This window comes from Candidatus Enterococcus murrayae (assembly GCF_017315985.1).
Taxonomy (GTDB): Bacteria; Bacillota; Bacilli; order Lactobacillales; family Enterococcaceae; genus Enterococcus_A; species Enterococcus_A murrayae.
In genome coordinates, this window is the sequence record NZ_JAFLVR010000015.1 from 21,380 (window position 1) to 44,800 (window position 23,421).

The window sequence follows — 23,421 nt, forward strand, 5'->3', positions numbered from 1 at the left end:
TTTACGTCGTCACCTCGGTCTCTTCTTCCGTCGAATACTTAAAGCAGCGAACCTTGCGGCCGTCTTCTCCCGTCGTCAACGCTGGCCGCTTCTCTTTACAGATAGCCATCGCATAAGGACAGCGAGGGTGGAAGCTGCATCCTTTCGGCATGTTATCCAGCTGAGGAACCATTCCCTCAATACTGTTCAGCTTTCCTTTTTCATCTAGAATATTTGGAATCGCAGCAATCAATCCTTCTGTATAAGGATGCTTAGGATTGTCTAGGATTTCACGAATCAATCCCTGCTCCACGACTTTTCCGGTATACATCACAATCACGCGATCGCAGACTTCCGATACCACCCCTAAATCATGAGTAATCAGAATAATCCCCATTTTGAGACGATCTCTTAATTCCTTTAATACTTCTAATATTTGCGCTTGAATCGTTACATCCAATGCCGTTGTCGGTTCATCCGCAATCAAAAGCTGAGGATCACAGGCAAGTGCCATTGCGATCATCACTCGTTGCCGCATCCCGCCAGACATCTGATGAGGATATTCATTGAAGCGCTGTTCAGGAGCTGGGATTCCTACAAGCTTTAACAGCTCAATCGCCTTTTCCTTTGCATCTGCTTTTGAGATATCCGTGTGAATCCGCATAGATTCAATAATTTGACTTCCGCATTTATGAAGCGGATTCAAAGAGGTCATCGGTTCCTGAAAGATCATCGCCAACTGATTGCCGCGATACTGCTGCTTTTCCTTCTCTTTCATAGCTATCAAGTCGGTGCCTTTAAACAAGGCTTTTCCGCTGACCCGACTTGTTGCTTCCTCTAATAGCCCCATAATACTTAATGAAGTCACGCTTTTTCCACTGCCGCTTTCGCCAACAATCCCTAATGTCTCGTTTTCATTTAATAGAAGATCTAAATTATTTACGGCAGTTACTTCTCCGTTATAGGTTCGAAATTTGACTGTGAGCTCTTCGACCCGTAGCAGTTCTTTCTCCATAAAATAATTAACTCCCCGTCTCTGTATTTTTAGAATAAGATTAAAAAATAACTATCTAATCTAATGAATCTCATTGTCGCTAATCGTTATTTTATTTGGAATATTCAGAAAATATTTTATTTTTTTGATTATACCAGTTGCCAAAAGATTGTCAATATAAAGTTTTAAGGACTGTTTTTAAAAATCCAGCGTTAGCAACTCTAATCTTCTATAACCCAAAAATATTATACGCATTATGAATTTATCATGAGTCAATCTAATTAAACAATTGCTCATTTTAAGACCATTGATTTTATGATCATTCTAGAAGTCATAAAATAACCAAAATAAAAACCTTAAACAGTTTTAAAAAGAAAACTGCCTAAGGCTCTTTTCACTATTCGATTGCATACTACATCAATTTTTCAAACCGGCTTTCGATGACTCCCAAGTGCAGCTGATTGAAATCTCTAAAAGATTGGCAGGGCACGGTTTCTTTATCACAGTCTTCCGCAATATAAATTGGTTTGAAGCCTAACGCTTCAGCTTCAGCCAATTGTTCTAGAGAATTCGAGATGAAAGTCACTTTTCGATGACTCAGTTCTACCTTCAAAAAGTCGACTAACCCAGGTGAAATGACTTCAGCGTCTTCACCATTGATTGAAAAATCTAAATAATCCGCTAAGTGATGCTCTAGCAGAACGTGATTCATCATCGCTTGATCATAGAAGACTATGCCGATCTGCTGCTTACGACTTTTCAAATAATCCAACAGCTGCTGGACATTTGCTTGATCTTCCTCCCGTAAAAATATACTCTCACTTGAAAATACAAAAGTTTCAATCATTTCGTTTCCTCCTACTCTATTATTTTGTGCAATGATTCACGAGATAAACTAAAAAAATTTGACCATCTATCTCGTCATGTTGTCTCTTAACTTACATCATTTTTAAAGCGCTGTCAATCGACGGCAAACTGATTTATTCCCCACAAAGAAGAGCATGGAGGCAATCCCATGCTCTTTCATATACTTATACGATTTCTTTTACCATCGCTAATAGTGCTGCGACATCCTCTGGTCGGGTATCCCCTGTTGCTGGATCGATAATCGAACTGTAAACATGCGGGATTACTTTTTCGACACCAGCATCTAGTGCGATCTTTACGATTTCTTGGAAGTTCGCTAAATCAATACCGCCAGTCGGTTCCAAATAGAAATCATTTTCAGCGCAGGCCTTCGCTACTGCTTGGTATTCTTCTTTACATGCCAAGCCTTTCATTGGAAAGTACTTAACAGAACTGCCGCCCATATCTTTTAATAGAGCTATTGCTGTTTCAATTGGCACAATGGCTTCTGTTGTTTGGGAACTCAACGGACCGGTCGCAATATTGACATAACCGACTTTGCCGCAGGGGGAGACCAAGCCATTGATCACTGTATCTTTTTGTCCCAGTAATGCTCGTGATGCTCCGACTCCTGTGAAAACTTGATTTACATGCTGCGGCTGCAGCTTGCCGGAAATTCGTGTGACCATCTGACTTTGGTTAGGATCACCAGCACCCAGTCCAACGGATAACGCGTTCTCAGTGGCCGCTTGATATTTTTCCATATCTTCAATAGCAGCAGCATCGCTATCATAATTTTTCGATAGCACACCTAAAACAACATGTCCTTCTGCTGCTGTATAGCAGTCGCGAGCGTTTTCGACTGAGTTCGCTAAAACATTCAGACACACTCGATCGTTATAATACTTTGGGGTTAATGACATTCTATATACGCACCTCGTTTATTAGTTTTATTTTGTTTACATGATTTCTTTTAGTCGTGTGATGATTTTTTCCATTTCTCTTTCATTTACCGCACGAATATCGAACTCGATGATTCCATTATTGGCTTGGTATTCCCTGGTATAAATCGCCGGGTCCTCCGCCTTCAAAGCAGCGATTACTGCTTTTGCGGATTGGTCTAAAACCTTCACGCTTGCGCGATAAATGTCCCGTCCAGCACCATCTTGAACCATTGTTGCTTTCAGTCCGTCAATTTGATTGAGCGCTTCGATAAATGGTGTCAATCGTTCTTTCATTGAATCACCCGTTTCACTTCCGTGCTCTAAGCGATCCTCCACCGCTTGTGTCAGACCTAAAATATTCTCTTTACCGATCTTCATCGCACGACCGATTCCCTTACCTTGCAGACGAACCCATTCGATATACTTTTTTCTACCGATGACTAGACCGCTGCTCGGTCCTTCGATCGCCTTAGCTCCTGAGTAAATCACTAAATCTGCTCCGGCTTTACTATAACGATAAAGGTCTTCTTCTGCTGCCGCATCTACGATCAGAGGTACTTGATACTTTTCAGCAACCGCCGCAGCCTCTGCTACCGTCAGCATGCTCTTTTGTACAGTATGATGACTCTTGATATAGAGAATGGCTGCGGTATTTTCCGTAATCATCATTTCCATTTGCTCAGCGGAACAGCCATTCGCATACCCAGCTTCCACCACTTGTCCGCCGCCAAGATTCACCATCACTTCAACCGGAGTGCCGTAATCAACGTTATGCCCTTTAGGTAAAAGGATTTCTCGTTTTTTGATGCGATCTGTGTAAGGATGATATGCATGATAGACACTGCCTTCTCCAATAATCGCAGCGACAGATTGAGCGATCCCTGCGGATGCCGAGGAAACGATCTGAGCGTCTTCTACTTCCAAAAGCTTGGCTAAGTAGGCGCCGGTTTGGCTAGAAAGCTCGCTCATCTCAAAAAAATGCTCGCCTCCGAAGCGTTGCGCCGTCAGAACGTTCTCTGCTACTTTTGATACACCTAAAATCGTCATCTTTCCTGAAGCATTGATAACTTCCTTTAAACCAAATTTATCATAACTAATTGTCATAGATGGTGCCCCCAATAATTGTTTTCACTGGCTTGATCAATTCTTTGGCTGTTCGCGTGAACCCATTTGAATCAGTCAACGTTTTCTCGCCGACCTCCAAATCAAAAATCGTCAGATCTGCATCATAGCCCTTCACTAATTGACCCTTTTTCTCTAAATAGAAATATTTTGCGGGTACCACTGTTACCTTGTCTAAAATTTCTTCCCACGAATACCCCACGACTCTCAACTTTTCCATCGTGGTTGCCAAGTCATACACAGGGCCATTCTCACGATTACGATGATAAATGTCTGTACTGATCGATGTTGCTTTGATTCCTTCTTTTAACGCCCTTTCAGCTACATGAAAGTTGAAACTGTCCGTCCCATGTCCGATATCAAAAACGATGCCTTTTTCATAAGCTGCCTTCGCAAAGTCCTTGATCTGATCCGTTTCTCTATCCAGAATCCCGTTAGGCTTGCCATTAAAGCAATGAGTCAATACATCGCCTTCATCTAATAATTCCAGAACTTCCTGCAGCTCTGGCGGTGCCGAGCCAATATGGATCATTAATGGAAGGTTTTGATTTTTCTGTTGAATATCTTTAGCCAGTTCTAGTGGTGTGATGCCATTTTCACCAACGACTGTTTTACTCATCCGTGCCTTGATCCCGACGATGAATTGCGGAAGCTCCGTTAGACGATTCCGTACAAGGTCAGCCTGAATCTTCGTCAGATCAGCCAACTCATCCTGTTCGACAATTCCCCATTTAGAGATATTTACTAGTGCATAGACATTGGTTTTTACCGCTTTCGTCAACTCGTAAAAATCACCAATATTTTCGGCCCCGGTTGTTCCGGCATCGATCACCGTCGTAACACCTTTTGTAACTCCGATTTCATCTGGATAATCATAATAAAGCGTCATTTTTTCATAGCAATGGACATGGTCGTCTATCCAACCGGCAGACAGATAATGTTTGCCTTCAAGATCGAGAATTTCTTTAGCCGATGACTCGATCTCAGTCTCTGCTGCCAGAATCACCCCATCCTTAACAGCGACCTCTATTTTTTCCCCACTGATTAACTTTCCATTTTTGATTAATAAATCAAACATTCTTTGGCCTTCTTTCTATTGAAGTGCTACTGGGAAGATTGTTCCAAGTACCATTGCACCTAGGATCGCTCCACCAGCAATTGGTTTTTTCCACGCATAGAAGCCCAATGCTCCCAAGGTCGCGCCGATACCGATCGGAATAGAAGCGCCGCAAGCACTTAAAATAATCAACGGGCCTAAGAATCGGCCAGAAGAATTTCCGGCTCCCATCATCACATCAGCGCCAAAGGTTGAATTTGCTTGATTGATCGTAAATTTACGAATCAAAATAATGACACCGCCGACTAACAAACCTAAGACAGCACCAGTGATCAGCGACAGAGCAAAATTATCGATTGGTGCGCGAATTCCCATACTCAAGAAAATCGCGGGAATACCGATACCAATCCCTGTTAAAATCGATCCGCCTAAATCAAGAATCCCCACCAATGAGCCCTCTAAAATACGAGCAAACAAGAAACTTGCTCCAAAGGCTGCGGCAGCCCCGTAAGAACCACCATCTAATCCGGCCTTCAACATTGCCACAATTGATACTTCATTAAACGCGCCAACACCATGGGTCACGTACATATGCGTTCCAGCAAATACTGCCGCGGCCATAATCCCTACTGTGATAGGAAATGCCCAGTCCGCATACCAGAAACTCTTCGCCTTCTTTTCTTCAGAAAGCGCTAATTGTTCCTTTTCCAATTCCTCTGTGTTATCCATCAAGATACCCCCTGTTTTGAATTATTTACATTTAGCTATAACTCTTGTTTCGTACTACTATCTTTCACTATGCTCAACAGACGATTCCTATTATTTAGTTCAAGCCTAACATTTTATGGATGTCTTCCAACCAGTTTGGTGCTTGCAGCTTGAAGCTTTCCAACATTTGCAGATCGAAGCCGCGGAAGAAGCCGCTTAAAACGAATAGCAAAATAATTGCACCCATCATCATCTTCGTTACTTTAGACCAGCCGATCTCATCGACACCTTTACCGATCAAGATTCCTAATACCACTCCCGGCACAGCATTTCCCATAATCAATTGCGCGATTCCACCGAATAATGTGCCCCAGAATCCCGTCCGTTTCCCTGCATCCAAAGCGGCCAACCAGAAAATGACTGGCATTACGATATTGATCAAGGTTGTTGCTGCTGGAACCAATACGGCTACTGCTGTTACCTGTAACGCTGATGGAATTGCTGCTGCGGTTGAATTTAAGAAAGCAACAACGATGGCACCAACGACCGCACCCACAAACCCCATTTTTCTAGGATCGTGCATGGTTTCTGAAACATTTTTATTTTTAGCTAATAAGACCGATGCTGCCCAGTTCGGAATGATTCGATGGGTGACATCCTGTGTAAAAGCTCCCGCTCCAACTGTTGAAGCCCAAGCATTGAAGAAAAAGCCCAGTCCGAATGAAAAATGCGATGCCGGATCTCCCATACATGCATTCATTTCGCCTAAAGTACGAAATGCACCCAAGCCTTGTGTACTCGGCGCGTGGAACATTCGCGCCGCACCCATCGAAGCAGAAAAGCCAAGCAACCCGCCGATGATGATTGATTTAATTAAGATAACTGTAAACTCCACTATCTATATCCTCCTTATTCGTTAGTCGGTATTCATTTTTCTCATACCGCATACCCTTTTACGAACCTACTAAAATAGAAAGTAAAACGGATATTTCTACGCTTATATCTTTTTGGAAATAATGGGAATTTGAACCCCATCAGGATCGTCCGTCACTTTTTTCGTAAACGTCACGTCATTCACTTGAAGCGTCGTCACATTAACTGTTACTTCCAGCTTTACATGATAGCTCGTCCTTTTTCTTGGAAAGAAGAAAAAGAGAAAACGTTCTTTATACGTTTCTTCAGTGGCTTCAATGATCTCGACTTCGACTGGTTCAATGCGTAAAATCACTTCGGATTCCTGCATCATTTTCTTCTGGATATCTCCCAGTGCACTAGCAAACGCATGCTGCTTGGAATCGCCCTTGCCTTCGACTACTACGATGACTTGTTGGCAATCTTGGATACTCATTTACTCATCTCCCTAGTTGTGTTTCTTTTCAAAAGCTTCTACTAGACGTTTGCCCAATTCTTCCTGATCCATAAAGCCGAACCCTAGAACTGTTTTTCCATCATTGATTGCCGTTATTCCTTCTTCAATCGAACGCATCCCGTGGCGTTCTGGGTATCCGTATTTTGTAGCCGCAGTCAGCGCACCTGCTCCGCCGCTTCCGCAAAATGAAATCCCCATATCCGCATTTTCCTGCTGCATTACATCACCTAAACGCATATCTGCGCCCATTCCCGGTACCACGACTGCTTTTCCGCCTGCTGCTTCTACACCTTTTGCTACATTTTGTCCTTTACCCATACGGTCTGCAATTACTACTGTGATCATTTACTTTTCCCCCTAAATTAATTTTGCTTAGCTGTTTCAAAATGGATCGATAAAACATACATTTCGTCTTGTGTTAAATTACTGATTTTTTGAACGACACCATCAGCTAATCGCAGCGCCTCCTGCGAAACTTCGCTGAACATTTCTGGATCAACCTCTGGAATTCGTTCTTGCTCTTTCGAACGCTTCAGCATCTCATTTAAATGATTGATTAAAATCGTCCATTGTAATTCCGTTGGTGCAATGTTTACTGCTGAAAGCTCTTCTTTCAGCCAGTTGATTAAACTTTCTAATTCTTCTTGATACTTACTCGTCGAAATAATCTGTAGTGCTTCTTCAGTCACGATCATTCATTTCCTCCTTTAACATATATGCGAAAAGCAGAACAATTTAACTTTTGATATAAGCAAATAATGCATTGATTTCTGATTGATTAATCGCTAGATTGTGTTCAGAAAATAATTGCTCTATTTGCTGGTTGTACGTTGAGACTGTTTTTTCTGTCTCATCCGTTTTATTTCCTTCCATCATATATTGCTGATCGAAGGTGATTCGATGGACCATCAAGAATACATGCAGCAAAAAGGCTTCGCGGTATTCTTGATTGAGCTCCTCCTTAAATAGACTCAAAAGCTTTTCATAAATCGTATACGCTTGTAAAATCAGCTCTTTGCTGAAGTCCTCTAGCGATGTTCTATTTCCTGGTGTTTCTAATCTCAGCTTCCTCGTCCCTTTTTGCGGTGATTGGCTCAAGATTTTTTTAACTGCCTGCTGAATCTTTTCCAAATCTTGCTTCGTCGGCAGCGGATGAACCTTGATGAATTCGCAATCCATTCCTTCGATCGGAAAGATACTAATGACCAACTCTGGTTCCTTCTGCTTAATGACCTCTTGGGCATTCAGTACCGAAGCAAAAGCCGCAATCTCAATATTTGAAAGCTCCTCTGAGATTTTTTGCTTGATCAAACTGGTCACTCCTAAACCAGTGGAACAAACATATACCGCTCGAACACTTCGTAAATCCACTTCCTTCTCATAAGAAACGAGAAAGTGCAATGCGATATAAGCGATAAAGGAATCATTAATCAGCAAGCTTTTCCCTCGAATCTCTCTTCGCACCACTATCTCGATGGCATCAAAGAGTTCTGGGTACTTAGCTTTGATATCATCCTTGAAGGGATTGTACTCATTGACAAACTTCTGTTTGCGCGATAGCCGCATGGACAAATGCGCATAAAGATTGGTCAGCAGCTGTGGATCATTAAAGAAGGAGTAGTTGATTTTTTTACTCACCTTTTGGATCAAGTTTTCCGTCAACGCCATCACGTCCTGCTGCAAATCATTTTCGAAGGTATCGCTGTAAACATAGCGGTACTCATCTTCAAACAAGGGCAACTGATAATGGGCGAAAACTTGCTGCATCAATAAGTAAGAGAGTTCCCGCTGCTCTTTCGGATCATTCAGCAATTGATAGCGGCCGATCGTATACTCATTTTGCAAACGAACGGTCGCAATTGCCACTCGAATCAGCATATTCAGTAACTCCGAATAATTTAGCTCCGCCGTATCGATCTGCTTTAATAGCTGCCGCATATCCGCAAGCACCTGATTGAAGACCTCTTGAAAGGCCGTTCCCTTGGCTGAATACAATTCGTATCCATCCTGCTTTTCACTTTGCAGAAGCAGATCCATGATTTTGTAAATATCATAATCAGTCAAATCCTTTTGAAAAACCTCTTCAATTAATAAACGGACCTGATGCTCTGAACCAGTGATCAAAAAGCCTTTGCGAGGCAATCGTTCTAGCTTTAACCCTAACGAACTCAGCTGCTTTTCTAAACTATCCAAATCATTGAGGATCGTATCTTTACTGACTGTCAAACGCTCCGCCAATTCATAAGAGGTAATGGCTTGATTTGTCAGCATAAGCTGGATACTCAAGCGATCCAGTCGCAACGTTTGATCAGCAAATAATTCCAGCCGGTCAACCTCCATTAATTCGCTTTTCAGCTTGATCCGCTCGGAATCACTCAGCTCCAGCCAAACACCCTGACTTCTTTTACTCGTTAAGTCGTGGTTCCTTTCTTGAAGCCACAAACGAATATCGTCTAGATCATATTTGATTGTGCGCACGCTTACATTTCGCTGACTTGCTAATTCCTTAGTAGTGATCGGCTCTGGATTCTCAAGAAATTGCAGCAAGACTTGAATCTGTCTTTTCGTAATTTGTTGCATCATGCTCTCTCCTTACACACTTAACTATAGTGATTTGTCTTCCCTGGAACAATATGAAATGATTGCACTTACTCTAGTGCAAAGAATCCAAATTTTACAAGGAATTTGGCAACTTATCATATGTATAGAAGATAATTTGTGGTTGATCTTCCATTTCTATCAAAAAAACATTGCACTAATACCTTCTTTAAAATAGCATTTCTCGTACCCTTTGTATCTTCTTTTTTTTAAATTTTCGTAAGAAAAAAGGCGTGACTTCAACTTTTCTTGAAATCATGCCTTCGTTTTTTTTTATAGATTAGGAATGAGAGTACTCATAATACTTTTTGATCTGTTCCGGTAATTCTTCTGGAACTTTTGCCTTAACACTCTCTTCATTATCCGCTTTGATCGCCTCTACATAGTACCAGCACTTATATTGCAGCATGTTGAGTACCCGATTCAGCTTTGCTATTTCTTCTTCAACAACGACCTTTTGCTTTTCAAAAAGCTCTTTTCGAATTTGGAAGGTTTGACTGCCTTGTTTGCTCCACTCCATGAATTGCTTGATATCTTTGATTTCTAATCCTGATTTCTTTAAGCATTCAATGACTCTCAATGCTTCTATCTCATTTTCAGAGAACTTGCGAATTCCAGATACCCGTTGAATCTCCGGAAACAGTCCTTCTTTATCATAATAACGCAACGTAGATATTGGCAATCCAAACATTTCAGAAACTTGTCCAATTGTATACATCGAATTCCTCCATCTTTTTCATTATCTCTTGACCTAAAGTCAGGTTTAGGTATTAACATATTAGTATAGGCAAGCATGACTTGTCAAATTCAAACCAAAAAAGGAGCCAATATCATGGAAAAAGAATTAACGATCACTCAAGAATGGGATAAGGTATTTCCAAAAAGTGAAAAAGTCACTCATCGCAAGGTCACTTTTCATAACCGCTATGGCATCACATTAGCAGCTGATCTCTATGAGCCAAAAGAATACAAAGGAAAATTACCTGCGATCGCCGTGAGCGGACCTTTTGGTGCAGTCAAAGAACAGTCCTCTGGCTTGTATGCTCAAACAATGGCCGAAAGAGGCTTCTTGACGATCGCTTTCGATCCGTCCTTCACTGGAGAAAGCGGCGGAGTCCCTCGTTATGTCGCTTCACCTGATATCAATACAGAAGATTTCCAAGCAGCTGTCGATTTCCTATCGGTTCAAGACAATGTGGAACCAGAAGCGATTGGAATTATCGGAATTTGTGGCTGGAGCGGAATGGCACTCAATGCTGCCGCTATCGATACACGTATCAAGGCCACTGTTACTTCGACAATGTATGACATGTCGCGCGTAAATGCCAAAGGATACTTTGATGAAATGGACGAAGATGCTCGTTACAAACTAAAAGAAACCTTGAATGCCCAACGAATTGATGATTATAGAAATGAAGACTATGTTCTTGCTGGTGGAGTCATCGATCCGCTCCCTGATGACGCTCCCCAATTTGTGAAAGATTATCACGCGTATTACAAAACAAATCGAGGCTATCATCCACGATCACTAAACTCTAATAACGGTTGGAATGTTACCTCATCACTGTCCTTTATAAACATGCCGATCCTACAATACAGCAATGAAATTCGCAATGCCGTATTGATGATCCATGGGGAAAAGGCGCATTCCTTGTATTTTAGCCAAGATGCCTATAAACAATTAGTCGGAGAAAATAAGGAATTAATGATTATCCCTGGCGCTTCACATACCGATCTGTATGATCAAACATCCATTATCCCATTTGATCAAATGACAGAATTCTTTCAAACAAACTTGAAAGAATAGTTAGCGGCGAAAAAGCCCCCGACAACACTTTTATCCGTGTTGTCGGGGGCTTTTCTACTTAATATAAAGAAAGATATCATTGTCCTTCAGCAATAAAAGAGTCAAATTTTTGCATGAAATCTTCATTTACAGAAAACAATCGCAATAAGACTACTTCTTGCTTTTGCTCGTCAATTAGATAGAACAACACATTTTTTTCTAATGGCAAATATCTATATCCACTAAAAACAAACATAAGATTCGTAGCATCTTTCCCTTTTTTAGGAAAATCTTTTAATGAATCAAAGGTTTCAAAAATTTGTTTGATCACTTCATTCGAAACACTATCAGAAAATTGGATAATCTTTCAATCCTTCTATATCTACCATCAAATCATTTGTTAATCGGATGATATAACTCATACACCAAACCTCTGCTTAGCTTCAGAAAGAGAAATGGTGCCACTCTCTTCTGCTTTTTTTAACTTCTCAACGATTTCAAGACTCTTTTTCAAACGATCATACTCTTCAATAGTTACAACAACATACTTTCCATGCCCATTCTTCGTCAAAAAAACAGGCTCATCCGTAGTTACTTGCTCTAATACTTTATTGTAGTTACGCAAATCAGAAACTGGCTTTATGTTTAATATATTAGTCACCTCAATTGTAATGTACCCTATTTTACAGCATCTAAATCATAAGTTTCTTAAGACCCATTTTACTTCATTAACCTCCGCAAGACATAAGACAATCCAAACCACAGAAAAAGACTGACCACAATCGTAATAATCCAACCTGAAGCATTATGCTCCAGCGGCAACGGCATATTCATCCCGAAAAAGCCCGAAACAATCGTCGGAATCGTTAGCAACACCGATAACACTGTTAAAATCCGCATCGTATCATTCAAATTATTGTTTAAGACATTATTGTAGGTTCCGGATAGCTGCTGCAAAATCTGTGATGACAGCTGCGTCATTTCCACTAGCTGCTGAGCCTCGATCAAGACATCATCCAACCGCTCCTTCTCCTGCTCACTTAAACGCCGATAAATTCCATGGCTCTTAATTTGCTGCACCAACAGTACATTTTGCCGTGAAGCCGTTACGAAATAGACGATCCCCGTTTCTAAATCCGATAACAGTAGTAGATTCTGCTTTGTCGTCTTCTCCTTCAGCAATTGACTGATCCGTTTGCGGTCACGATCCATTCCTTCCACAAAAGGAAAATACTGATCAGAAATAGTGAAGAGACTGCCAAAAAGCAGTTCAAACAACGTACTATCAGGATTTTTCTCTAAGTAATTTTTGATCTCAAAATACAAATAGTTGGTCTGCTGATTCGTAACAGTGATCAAGGTTCGATTCACAACAATAAATGTCATCGGCACCGTTTCATAATGATTATCGATCTTCCGGCGATTGGGGGCGTTGAAAATCAACAGCAACACATCTGTCGTTTTATCATAGTCTAAATGCGCCCGCTCGTTGCGGTCCAGAGAATAATCGACAAATTCCCTATCGATTCCAAAGTCACGATAAAGATTCTTCAACTCATCCACATTTTCCGCGTCAATATTGATCCAGCTGTTCATCTTATTGTTGAACACTTCTTTTGTATACATCTATCATTCACCTCATCCACATTCAATCCGTCTGAATTCTATCACAAAACGGACAGCTGAGACTATTAGACATTTTCCTTTCCATTCATTTTTTTCCCTTCTATTAAAATGGGGTCTATTATAATCAACAGTCTACTATCGCAACTTTTTTCCGTTTGCGAAGAATGAGCTACCGTTCGCGGTTGACTAGCATAAGCTTTTTGATAAAATCGACTTGTCTAGCGGAAACTAGGCATTGATCAATGTTTAAAGGCAGCTGTTCGACCAGCTGCCTTTTGAAAATGTTACACTGTCCCTATTTATCTGGCAGATTATTTAGAATCGAGGTCATGTTCCTTTGAGTATTGAAGAAGCTATTTTACTTGATACCTTACGTTGCAGACTTGATTTCCTGCGAACGAAAAACAATTACACGAAAAAAGAGGTGGCTGAGCGTTTGAATCTTCCATTCGACCAATACGAGTCTTATGAAAGCGGAGAATCATTGCCCCATATTTTGGAATTGATTGATATCGTAGATCTGTATCAGGTAACCTTAGATTATCTGGTGGGAAGAACCGAAAATTAATTTATTTTTATATAAAAAGGGCGTTGCTTCGCAGAATAAACGAAGCATGCTTTTTTTTAAGCCTGCTTTCTAACTTTCTTCATACTTTGGTGTTAGATTGCTGTTGTGTCAAAAAGGCCGCGATGATTATTCTCTCATTGACACATCTTGACGGAAAACAAAACTTCTAACACAGTGCAGCGTGCGGTCCGCTGCATTTTTCCGTTGTCCCTGCCTTTTTGCCTTACAAAAATGTTAGGTCAACTTCCGTCTTTAGTTTGATTCTTTAACAGCCATTTTTATTTATCCTTATTTTATGAAAGGACTGATTGCTTTGAGAAAATTGCTGGGCATTTTTTTACCCTTTTTTATAGTCATAAGCGGAGGCTATATCTGGTATCATCAAAATTATGGAACAAAAGACTACTATACTAAAATTACGACCGATGGAACGCGCATAATCACTGAAGAAGGCGGCAGATACAAGCCCCAATTTCGGTACAAATACACCTTGACAGCTTACGATCAAAAACGGCACGCAAAGAAAGTATCCTTTAATTCAACGAGCGACACTCCTTTAAGAAAACAAGCCTTTCTGATCATTCATGTAAACACTAAAAAGGGTGTATTAGGCTGGGAAGAAATTTCTGCCTCAAAAGTCCCGCCACAAATAAAAAAAGACCTAAACTAACATTTAAGAATAGCTACACGCAATGAGCACAAAAAAGAGGAGAGATTTTTTCTCTCCTCTTATGTATGATTCTCTACATGCATAAAGCCCCAGTTGGTCGGCATGTAATAGCCGTCCACCGACATGTCCTTTAAATCACTAGAGACTAGCTGCCCCGTGATATAGTAAATTCGTTTCGCCTTGCGTTCAGCGTCGCCAAGCTTTGCCAAAAGACCATTCAAATCATATTCCGGCATCAAAAAATAATGGAAATTAAAGCCCTTCAATCGTTCATGAGTGATCGCTCCTTCAAAGGTCAATAACTTTTGTAATTCGTCATCGTTAAATGCTAAGTCCGTTGGTGTCAAGGTCAAGCCTTTGTAATCAAATGAGTCTGTCATCACGCCACCCCTTCGATTCATTTTACCATATCCCAAAAGCGTGTCACTAGTCTTTCAGCCATTCCCGAGCATTTTGAACTTCATCCATTGAAACTTGATGACCATAAGCTGTTTCTACTACTGTGACCTCTGCGCTTCGATCGCGGAAGGCCGCGACTAATTCAGCAAAAGATGCTTGACTGACAATTGGATCTTGGCTCCCGCCATAAGAAACCCAAATTTTTTTATCTGATAAATTAAATGATTGGGTATGAATTTCTAATGACATCGGATGGAAAAAGATTCCCTGTGTTAAAGTTGTTTCACGCTCCAACAATAGATGTGCCGCAATATTTGCGCCATTCGAATAACCAACTAAAATCCATTCCTCTAAGGCGATCCCTTTCTCTTTGCTAATCCTTTTAATCTCTTCTAATAGATGATCCGTTTCCTTTTCCAGGCTCGCAAAATCAAATTGATTCAAGCCATTCCGTTTAAAGAAGCGATTCATGCCCTCTTCTTCAATTTTTCCGCGAAACGATAAAACTGTGCTGTCCGCATCTAAAAACTTCGCCATTTCTAGCAATGATCGTTCATCGCCGCCCGTTCCATGCAGCAAAATAAATTTTTTGCCATTGGGCTTTCCTGCTTGATAAAGATATTCCATCCTCATGCACCTCACTTACTAATTGTAAGTTAACATGAACAAGCATTAAGAACAAACTTTTTGTTTATACTTTAGCTGCTTTCCGTTTATTCCGCCAATAATTCAATAGAATCAAAAGCAGCATAATTCCGCTGGTGATCAGCACTGCCTTCAATAATAAGTGATTTTCTTTGGTTAGTTTTTTCTGCGGTACTTTTTTCTGCGGCTGATAAGGAACTCGTTTTCCGCGAACTAAGAGGCGATGAGAGTTCACGCCATAAGGTGTACAAGTCAATAAGGTCGCATAGTCTTTGCCATCGACCGCCTTCAATAAATCCGTCTGCTCCGGCTTAATGACTGAAATCTTGTCCACCTCATAAGCCAGTGTTCGATCCAACACACGAATGAAAAATTGATCCCCTTTTTCCAGTTCAGTCAAATCCGTGAACAATTTCGCCTGCGTCAAACCAGTGTGAGAAGTCAGTACCGTATGCGTTCCTGCTCCTCCGATCGGCAGAGCCGAACCCTCAAGATGTCCCACTGCCCTTCGCAAAACAGCATCCTTTGTCCCATGATAAATTGGAAGCTTCACATCAATACTGGGAATCTCTACCTGCCCCATCGTACCACCGACATTCAATACACGATAATAATTATCCGGCATTACAATTCCAGAGCCAGGCAGAAAGGGATCGTGCGCCGGCTGCCCCAACAGATTCTCATTGTAGACCTGAGCCTGTTGAAAAATATTGGCGATTTGTTCAGGTGTCAGCTCCTCTGTATCCTTTTGATACTTTTCCATCACCTGTGTCGCATTTTTTTGATTTAAATAATTTCCGATAAAAGGAAAGGCAATGATGCCAATTCCAGCCATCAATAAAAGAAGGATCAAAATCGTCCGCTTCATCGCCCGCTCCCCTTTCTATGTATAATAAAAGCCGAGCGCAAACTCGGCTTTTCCTGAAGACTCATTTAAGCAGTCTTTTTCTTTTTATTCATTGTTAGAATGATCGCTAATCCGATCAGGACGATCCCGAAGACAACTAGCAAGATCGTTCCTACGCCCCCGGTGTTAGGGAGAGTGAACCCTTTTTTGTTTTCGATAGCTTCAGTGTGAATGTATTTAGTACCAAGATCTGTTTCAGTAAATGTCACTTCAACAGGTTCGTCTAACAAATTGTAATCTTCTGGCGCTTTTGTTTCGACTAGATAATAAGAATCGAACACTTTATTATCATCCGGTCCAGTATACGTTCTTAATCCTTCAAAAGACGTAACATAGAAAATATCTCCAACAAGTCCCACCGTTTCGCCAGTAGCTGCTTGAGAGGGTAGTGCAACCCATTTTTTGGCGGTATCATAGCCTGTTTCACCAGGTGCAACTATATCTGTTATATAGGAGTTTGAACTATCTAAAACTACTCTGTAATAATTTCCGGCTTCCGCATCCACCGACGTTTTAGCCAATTGGAATTGGGCACTTTCAGTTACCGTTCCGCCAGAATAGGTTTTATTGATTTTGATTTCTCCTGTGTGAACTGTCGTAACAGGTGTTTCATCAACATCAACTATCGTACCATTATCAAATTCTATAGAGGCATCGTTCTCAATTGCATTTTCATCATCTGATTTAATGTTCCCGTTAACAATCGTTTCAAATGAGATTGCTACTTTTACGACACCGCTTGTACCAAGCTTCGCAATTCCAGTATCCTTCAGTTCAATTTTGATTGATTCTTTAGCCGAATCTGTGGCTGGTGTATGGACAACTTCAAAATCAATTGGAGTAAGGGTGATTACTTCTGTATCACCAGAATCTAATCCAACAATTTTCACACTATTTGTTACATAATTCAATCGTTTATCCAACTCATCGATTACATCAAACTTTTTGTAACCGGCAATATCAGAAGGAACATTTGCCGTAATGGTCCACTTTACCTTATCTCCAACATTGACAGAGGGCACTTCAGGTTCCTTTTCAGGACTTAACCCTTGGTTTTTCGGATAGACGTGAACATCTGAATTCCAGCCATCACCCGCTGGATTCGTCATAGGTACTGCTGTGATAAATGGTTTTGCAGTAGAAGTAATCGTTTTACCTGCATTTCCCGTTCCTTGCACTTCATAACCGGTCGATGCGGTCAAATTCTCTTCTACAAAATAATACCCTGCGGCTAGTCCTGAATATTTTAATTCACCATTTGCATCTGTTTTACCATCAGTATATTTAGCATCAGCAACTTTTTTGACCAAATTGTAAGTCATAGATGTTTCTCCAGACTTGCTGACGGTTAACACATTATCTGTTCTAGAATATGTCCAGCCATCTTTCTCTGATGGTGGTATCTCTGTTGCAGGAGCTACTGGTGTCATACTATATACATCAAATTGAATACCTTTTACCGCGGGATTGGTTATAGCACCGTCTGGCAGCTTTTCCCCGCTTCCTTCATTCCCGATATCCCCTGATGTTTCCGCCCAATGCTTATGAATCGTTAAATCTCCATTCGCCGGTCGTGAACCTGGAGCAGCATATCCGGAAATCGCTCCTCCTAATGTTGTTAATAAAATAAAGGCTATTGCTATTAGCTTACTTAGCTTTGTTCTCATCTTTTTTCCCCTTTTCATCGTTTACTTTCTTTTTTCGATTCTGCAAAACAATTCCCGCTGAACCAAGTAATACAATTCCTAATACAACCAAGAACACTCTCAGATAACCACCTGCTCTAGGCAGCGAGTTCTTTAAATAGTTTGGTAAATAATACTTGCCGTTATTTACCCGGAAAGCTGGTGGTAATGGATCACCTCGCCCACGAATCGTTTCGATTTCTCCGTAGAAATCTACGGTGACAATCCAATAGCCCAGCGGTAATTGATAGTCCGGAAGCGTCTTAGTCTCTACTAATAAATAATCGCCTCTCGCTAATGCATCGAAGGTGACTTTCCCCTTATCAGCAGCATCATCACTACTGACTTTTTCAATGGGATTCGTCATATCCCATTTAGTATCCGCAGCTTCTGGATATTCACTACCGTTAGCACCAGCTTCGCCATCTTTCGCTTTATAAAGAGAGAAGTGAACTCCCCCTAATGGATTTTTCTTTTCATCTTCTTTGTAAAAGCTGATCGGCTTGCTCTTATTTGTTAAATAAAGATTCGTTTTGTCATCGCTGATTTTGTGTCCGGGATCTTCAGCATCAACCGCTGTACCATTTTGAATAATTTTATATTTCACTTCAAAGATTTCAAATTTTTGCGTAGAAGGATTCCATGCGGTAGAAACTAACCAATAACCATTAGCCAATTGATATCCGCTATACGTGTCTGTCTCACGAATGATATACCAGTCAAACTCTTTTGGTTCCGCCCCTTCCGAACCTGTTTGTCCGATTGTGGCGAAGTAGCCTTGATTGTCTGTTGCAGCATTTGATTTTATCTTTGTCCACGTTCCATCTGTGTAAGGAGTGTTTTCATCAAAATACCAAAAAACATTCCACCGATAAATATCGAATCGGACTTTCTGACCTTCAGAAGATGGCATCGCATCACCCTGTTCATTGACCTTAAATAATGAAATCTCAGGTTTCTTATTTTTTAAGATGTACCGTTGGCCATTTCCTTCACTGGGCGCTTCATAATCAGGTTTGTGTACTTGACTCCCACCGACCCAGTTTGGCATGGAAAAAATTTCCTTAGTACTCATTTTGATCACCCAATAGACCTCATTATCTGGTTGAACATAATCTGGATAAGTTGCTACTTCAACGATAGCGTAATACTTTGTCAAATCAGTAATACTTGGGGCTCGAACCCTGCCTAATGCATCTGTAGCAATGGGAGTATTATTTATCTTTGTCCAAACTTCCGGCTTCGAGATAGGTCCATTTCCATCAGCATAAGGATTACTTACTCCCCAATCCTCATCCCACTCATAAATATCAAAAGCAACTTTCTTTTCTCGTCCCTGCTCATCTAGCAATGGATTACCACTCGAATCAACAGAAGGCATCAACTCACCATTCATTCCTTGCTTATAAAGGGTAAAGGGTACATTCGCTGCAATCGTATAATATAGCTCTATGGTCAAGTTGCCATCCGCAGTAACAGTTCCAGTGATTTTCCCGTAAGCAATTGACAGCGTCTCGCTATACTCATAGGACTTCAATAAGTCCATCAATGGCTCACCAATGATCTCTTGTCCTAAATAGCCGGACTTTTCTTCTGTCTCTCTCAGTTCAAAATTATCTTTCGCTGTATTTCCTTCACTCTTCTGCACATAGTGTTTAACAGTGTATTTAGCCTGCGGAAGCTTCTTATTCCAAACAGTTACAGTCGGCCCTCTGCTAGTAGTTGACGGTATAACAAACTCATCAGATACTTTAGTTTCTTCAACATAACCTGCTGCCGCTTTGGTCTCAACAAATCGATAGGTACCATCAGCTAATCCTAATGTGCCAAAATCCACTTTGACCAATCCATTGGCTGTCTTTTCAACGGTCACACCATTTTCCACTTCGTAGTACTGAATGCCATCAGTAATAAAGGTTAATATAGTGCCATCTTTTTTTACGTCTGACCAAGTACTTCCATCTTTTACTTGCAGCTTGAACTTTGCGCCATTAATCGGGATATACTCATCATTCTCATCACGTTCAACGTCGAATTTTTGCAGTAAAGCTTGATTCGCGTTTAAAGTGATACTACCGTATGAATTCTTGAGATTGGCAGTATATCCATCTATCTTTGGCATTGTTTCTGGAGGCTTTCGCTTTAGTGTCAACGCACTATGAGTATAGATAGCCGATTCATTTCTAATGGGTCCAGATGGCGTACTTGGCGGGTAACGAACCATCAAGGAAATATTGTATGACGCGATTTTCCCACCTATGACATTGGTGTCCCCAAAAGTGATTGAATAGTAATTTTCCAAAAGCTCGCGATCTTCTTCAGCATAATAGCCTTTTCTGATTGTAAAATCAGCCGCTTGTGCCGCAAACTGAGTGATATTTACTGTCTGATTCGTTTTTTGGTTTATGATTGTTCTTCCCGTGTATGCTGTATCTGTTAAATCACTAAGCTTTTGCTGCTCATTAGCTGCTTTTTTCATTGCTCCATAATGCAGCATCACAGTCGAAATACCCGTAGTTTTTTCTTTGTAAACGCCATATTGATAAGGAGCTGCTTGAATTCGAACCTTAAACTGTGTCTTTGTTTCATTCTCCAATTGCGTTAATCGGGTGAATCCAGTACCAGCTTTTGGGCTTTGTACCTCACTAGTATCCGAGCCTGTTCGATAAGTTGGACCATCTCCATAATCTGCTAAAACAAACGATTGAAAAGAAACCTCTGAAGAAGGATAGACACCTTCTTGTTTCTCGTAATTCTCTTGGCTCAAACCAATTGGAACTTGAATATATGCAGCGATGGTTAGAGTTGTTACCTCAGAACCTGCAGGTAACTCATCTTCTACGTATCCACCTAACTCACCGCCTCCTTGTTTCCCAGCAGGAGCGTAAATATCTGTATAATTGGTCCCCCATGGATACCAAACATCTCGACCAGGTTTATCCGTATAAAAGCCTTGATACGCACTTCCTGCTCCACCATTTACATCGTAATCTACTTCATCTCCACCTAGTTCAATATTGGATGCTCCATTAAATTGAATATCCCACTTTATCGAATTGCTAGAACCTGGTGTACCATGTTTAAAAGAAAAGCCATTCGAAGCACTCAAATCAATTTTGTTAAACGTAATACTTTTTGAAAGTGCCGCTCCATTCGCATCTCGACCAAAAACAACATTTTGAACACTAGCTTTGGTAACGTAGTTCATGAAGCCAGGAAATTCCAAATCAGAGTTAATGCTATTAGTACTAGGTTCAGCAACTCCTTCCAGAAACTCAATTCGAATCATTTGGGTATTTTCAGTAGTTGAATTTTCAATTCGATAACGATAAATCGATTCCCCCTCATCCGTCGCTATTGTACGCCAATCACCCGGCAACGCGTACCAGTTACCTGTGTTTGGATCATCATTTTGCGGGATGTTCAGAACAAAGTAATCTCCGGGGAGGATATTTCTGCCTAACTTTCCATCTGGAATACTCCAAGAAAAACTGAAATTATATGCTTGATTGGGTACCGCATTACTTTTTGGTGCTGTCGTTAGTGATTCACGACTTTGACCGTTTAACCGATATAACTCCCAATCATTCACCACAACCGAATGAATAATGTTTGTTGTAGAAGCTTTAGCCTCTTCCTCAATCAGTGCATCTTGAAGCTCATTTTCAGATTCTCCCGCTTTCGTTTTAGTCATATCCTCCGTAGTGGATTCCGTGGTATCAAGCTCATTTGGTTCATTAAAAGAGGTACTACTCAATTGAGAGTCCAAGTTTGGCATCAGCTCACTTGAATCAAAGGTCTCATTTGCTTGATTACTAGAGGTTGTCTCAATGTTTGTTGCTCCTATAGAAAGAGTCGGAATCAGGACAGATAAAAGAATAAAAAAGGCAGCTAGCAATTTGACTAACTTTCCTATAAAGCCTCTCTTTTTTTGCACTATTTCTCACCTTCCCCCCTTCTACAATTGCTCTAAGTCATCAATAACCAAAAATAAATAAGTTATAAAAATATCTAAATTCATAAAAATCTAAATTATTATTTTAAATATCAGTTTCTATATATCATATTTTACTATTATGCTATTAATATTTCAAATACCATTTGTATTTTTTATGATTTTGAATTAAAAAAGAGTTATTGTTAAATATATTGTTAAAACACTTTAACAGAAAGATATTATTTATATTAAAGGAATTTTTGTTAACTTAAAAAAACAGCTAGGATTTTTATCCTAGCTGCCGTAGTCACTGATATTATAGAGAGATTAAGCCATCCGACTTTTTATTATTCTATAAAACTGATAGCCAATAACTCATCTAATAAAACCGGAAATAATATCCTAGATGTCTAATATTCTCAGATAAAAGACATATTGGACCGTTTCAATGCCTATAATAGTTGTCAGCGTAATCACAGCCACTTCTAATTTACCGGCTCGTATTCTATACAAACATCCTAATCTATTAAAATATCTTGTATTCAAGATCAACTCAATAATTTGTTGTTTATTATTCAAATACATGACGGATTTCATAACGAACTTAGCCTCCTAGCTCTATAAAAAAAGCGACCAAAAAGAAAATAGACTTAAGTCAATCTCTCATACACGATTTTATGCGAGTCTGTTTCGAAATTCTAATGCGCGATGTTTCAGTCAGCTATCATTCAACTGGCAATTTTTCTAAACTTTTAACATCCGCAATTTTATCACTCGTTTCTTTAATTAACGGCCATTTATCCTTATCCTTTGCTTGTTGAGGATTAAACCTTTGAGCTCCTTTTTTACGGTTATACATATATAGACTTTTTCCTATATTAGAATCAAACTCCTCATTCAACAATTTATCCCTATTGCTATAGACAACTGCTTTACTTTCCTTCTTCGCGCCAAACAATTTATGGTGTCCCCATATTTGAATTTCAACGCCCTCCGCATCAGAGGTCACATTAGTCCCGGATATCTTTGCTAAATCAATTAGCCACTTATTCGTTTTAAAATGAACTGTATATTCAACATCCTGTGGCAAAGTAATTTCCTCGCCGGTTTGTTCGACGACGACTACTTCTTCTGGCAATATCTGTTTCGTAATTTTCGTAATCTCAATATCGTCTTTTTCTAAATAAGTTAAATCAACCCACCAGAAAAAACTAAAAATAGAAATCACTCCGACGGAAATTACTGCTAAAAACAGAATTAATCCTTTAAATAATCGCTTCTGTTTGATATCAAAACTCAAATCCTTGACCATGCCGGTATCTTCCTTCAGAAGTCCTTCTAAAGAAATATCAAAGAGTTCACTTAGTTGAACTACTTGTTTTAAATCAGGATAGCTTTTTCCATTCTCCCATTTAGAAATCAACTGACGCGTGACAAAAAATTGCTGTGCCAAATCTTCCTGTGTCAAATTTCTTTCGGTTCTTTTCTCTTTGATAATTTTTCCAATATCCATCTTTCGCTCCCTCCTTATCCCTTTATCTAATTTAACGGAAATTACTCTAAATAGAAATTCCATCTAGC

At 40.2% G+C, this 23,421-nt stretch carries 24 protein-coding genes; 3 read left to right on the top strand and 21 right to left on the bottom strand.

Annotated elements, in window-relative coordinates; translation table 11 throughout:
* Position 1: 1 nt before the first annotated feature.
* The 12 genes from JZO85_RS06880 to JZO85_RS06935 form a co-directional block, all read right to left on the bottom strand.
* A complete protein-coding gene (locus JZO85_RS06880) occupies positions 2–994 on the bottom strand; it encodes an ABC transporter ATP-binding protein (protein WP_207107769.1) in 993 nt (330 codons plus the stop codon).
* 391 nt (positions 995–1,385) lie between these two features.
* Positions 1,386–1,820, bottom strand: a complete 435-nt coding sequence (locus JZO85_RS06885) for a hypothetical protein (RefSeq protein ID WP_207107770.1) — start codon at positions 1,818–1,820, stop codon at positions 1,386–1,388.
* A gap of 184 nt (positions 1,821–2,004) precedes the next feature.
* Positions 2,005–2,742 (bottom strand): 2-dehydro-3-deoxy-phosphogluconate aldolase, encoded by a 738-nt coding sequence (gene dagF, locus JZO85_RS06890; RefSeq protein ID WP_207107771.1) that lies wholly within the window; start codon positions 2,740–2,742, stop codon positions 2,005–2,007.
* 36 nt (positions 2,743–2,778) lie between these two features.
* Positions 2,779–3,867 (bottom strand): DgaE family pyridoxal phosphate-dependent ammonia lyase, encoded by a 1,089-nt coding sequence (locus JZO85_RS06895; protein ID WP_207107772.1) that lies wholly within the window; start codon positions 3,865–3,867, stop codon positions 2,779–2,781.
* Positions 3,857–4,963: an amidohydrolase/deacetylase family metallohydrolase gene (locus tag JZO85_RS06900; RefSeq protein ID WP_207107773.1), complete on the bottom strand. Its 1,107-nt coding sequence runs from the start codon at positions 4,961–4,963 to the stop codon at positions 3,857–3,859. The genes JZO85_RS06895 and JZO85_RS06900 overlap by 11 nt, the downstream gene beginning before the upstream one ends.
* Before the next feature lie 15 nt (positions 4,964–4,978).
* Positions 4,979–5,671 (bottom strand): DUF4310 family protein, encoded by a 693-nt coding sequence (locus JZO85_RS06905; protein ID WP_207107774.1) that lies wholly within the window; start codon positions 5,669–5,671, stop codon positions 4,979–4,981.
* A 94-nt stretch (positions 5,672–5,765) separates the two neighbouring features.
* Positions 5,766–6,545 (bottom strand): DUF4311 domain-containing protein, encoded by a 780-nt coding sequence (locus tag JZO85_RS06910; RefSeq protein ID WP_207107775.1) that lies wholly within the window; start codon positions 6,543–6,545, stop codon positions 5,766–5,768.
* 102 nt (positions 6,546–6,647) lie between these two features.
* The gene (locus JZO85_RS06915; protein WP_207107776.1) at positions 6,648–6,998 is read right to left on the bottom strand and encodes a DUF4312 family protein; all 351 of its coding nucleotides are present in this window, start codon (positions 6,996–6,998) and stop codon (positions 6,648–6,650) included.
* Between the two features lie 12 nt (positions 6,999–7,010).
* Positions 7,011–7,364, bottom strand: coding sequence for a glycine-rich SFCGS family protein (locus JZO85_RS06920; RefSeq protein ID WP_207107777.1), 354 nt, complete (start codon positions 7,362–7,364; stop codon positions 7,011–7,013).
* A gap of 17 nt (positions 7,365–7,381) precedes the next feature.
* A complete protein-coding gene (locus JZO85_RS06925) occupies positions 7,382–7,714 on the bottom strand; it encodes a PRD domain-containing protein (protein WP_207107778.1) in 333 nt (110 codons plus the stop codon).
* A gap of 40 nt (positions 7,715–7,754) precedes the next feature.
* Entirely contained in the window at positions 7,755–9,599 is a 1,845-nt protein-coding gene (locus JZO85_RS06930) for a BglG family transcription antiterminator (RefSeq protein ID WP_207107828.1), read from the bottom strand.
* Positions 9,600–9,897: 298 nt separating this feature from the next.
* Positions 9,898–10,335, bottom strand: coding sequence for a MerR family transcriptional regulator (locus JZO85_RS06935; RefSeq protein WP_207107779.1), 438 nt, complete (start codon positions 10,333–10,335; stop codon positions 9,898–9,900).
* Between the two features lie 114 nt (positions 10,336–10,449).
* Here JZO85_RS06935 and JZO85_RS06940 point away from each other — a divergent pair, with 114 nt between their 5' ends.
* On the top strand, positions 10,450–11,424 hold the full coding sequence (locus tag JZO85_RS06940; protein WP_207107780.1) for an alpha/beta hydrolase: 975 nt from the start codon (positions 10,450–10,452) through the stop codon (positions 11,422–11,424).
* Positions 11,425–11,500: 76 nt separating this feature from the next.
* Here the strand turns inward: JZO85_RS06940 and JZO85_RS06945 are convergent, their stop codons facing one another.
* From JZO85_RS06945 to JZO85_RS06955, 3 genes are all read right to left on the bottom strand, one after another.
* Positions 11,501–11,767: a type II toxin-antitoxin system RelE/ParE family toxin gene (locus tag JZO85_RS06945; protein ID WP_347401791.1), complete on the bottom strand. Its 267-nt coding sequence runs from the start codon at positions 11,765–11,767 to the stop codon at positions 11,501–11,503.
* A gap of 54 nt (positions 11,768–11,821) precedes the next feature.
* Positions 11,822–12,055, bottom strand: a complete 234-nt coding sequence (locus JZO85_RS06950; RefSeq protein ID WP_207107829.1) for a type II toxin-antitoxin system prevent-host-death family antitoxin — start codon at positions 12,053–12,055, stop codon at positions 11,822–11,824.
* A 68-nt stretch (positions 12,056–12,123) separates the two neighbouring features.
* Positions 12,124–13,029: a magnesium transporter CorA family protein gene (locus JZO85_RS06955; RefSeq protein WP_207107782.1), complete on the bottom strand. Its 906-nt coding sequence runs from the start codon at positions 13,027–13,029 to the stop codon at positions 12,124–12,126.
* 337 nt (positions 13,030–13,366) lie between these two features.
* On the opposite strand from JZO85_RS06955, the gene JZO85_RS06960 reads away from it, so the two are divergent.
* Both JZO85_RS06960 and JZO85_RS06965 read left to right on the top strand, forming a co-directional pair.
* Positions 13,367–13,597: a helix-turn-helix domain-containing protein gene (locus tag JZO85_RS06960; RefSeq protein WP_207107783.1), complete on the top strand. Its 231-nt coding sequence runs from the start codon at positions 13,367–13,369 to the stop codon at positions 13,595–13,597.
* A 313-nt stretch (positions 13,598–13,910) separates the two neighbouring features.
* Complete coding sequence (locus tag JZO85_RS06965; protein WP_242550252.1) at positions 13,911–14,267, top strand: YxeA family protein; 357 nt, start codon at positions 13,911–13,913, stop codon at positions 14,265–14,267.
* A gap of 59 nt (positions 14,268–14,326) precedes the next feature.
* Here JZO85_RS06965 and JZO85_RS06970 read toward each other — a convergent pair whose 3' ends face one another.
* From JZO85_RS06970 to JZO85_RS06995, 6 genes are all read right to left on the bottom strand, one after another.
* Positions 14,327–14,647 carry a hypothetical protein gene (locus tag JZO85_RS06970; protein ID WP_242550253.1) on the bottom strand — a complete coding sequence of 107 codons (321 nt, stop codon included), beginning with the start codon at positions 14,645–14,647 and terminating at the stop codon, positions 14,327–14,329.
* Positions 14,648–14,693: 46 nt separating this feature from the next.
* Complete coding sequence (locus JZO85_RS06975; RefSeq protein ID WP_207107786.1) at positions 14,694–15,293, bottom strand: alpha/beta hydrolase; 600 nt, start codon at positions 15,291–15,293, stop codon at positions 14,694–14,696.
* A gap of 64 nt (positions 15,294–15,357) precedes the next feature.
* The gene (locus tag JZO85_RS06980) at positions 15,358–16,179 is read right to left on the bottom strand and encodes a class C sortase (protein WP_207107787.1); all 822 of its coding nucleotides are present in this window, start codon (positions 16,177–16,179) and stop codon (positions 15,358–15,360) included.
* Positions 16,180–16,244: 65 nt separating this feature from the next.
* A complete protein-coding gene (locus JZO85_RS06985; RefSeq protein WP_207107788.1) occupies positions 16,245–17,885 on the bottom strand; it encodes a SpaH/EbpB family LPXTG-anchored major pilin in 1,641 nt (546 codons plus the stop codon).
* Positions 17,866–21,840, bottom strand: coding sequence for a SpaA isopeptide-forming pilin-related protein (locus JZO85_RS06990; protein ID WP_207107789.1), 3,975 nt, complete (start codon positions 21,838–21,840; stop codon positions 17,866–17,868). The genes JZO85_RS06985 and JZO85_RS06990 overlap by 20 nt, the downstream gene beginning before the upstream one ends.
* A 724-nt stretch (positions 21,841–22,564) precedes the next feature.
* Entirely contained in the window at positions 22,565–23,353 is a 789-nt protein-coding gene (locus JZO85_RS06995) for a helix-turn-helix domain-containing protein (RefSeq protein ID WP_207107790.1), read from the bottom strand.
* Between the last annotated feature and the right edge of the window lie 68 nt (positions 23,354–23,421).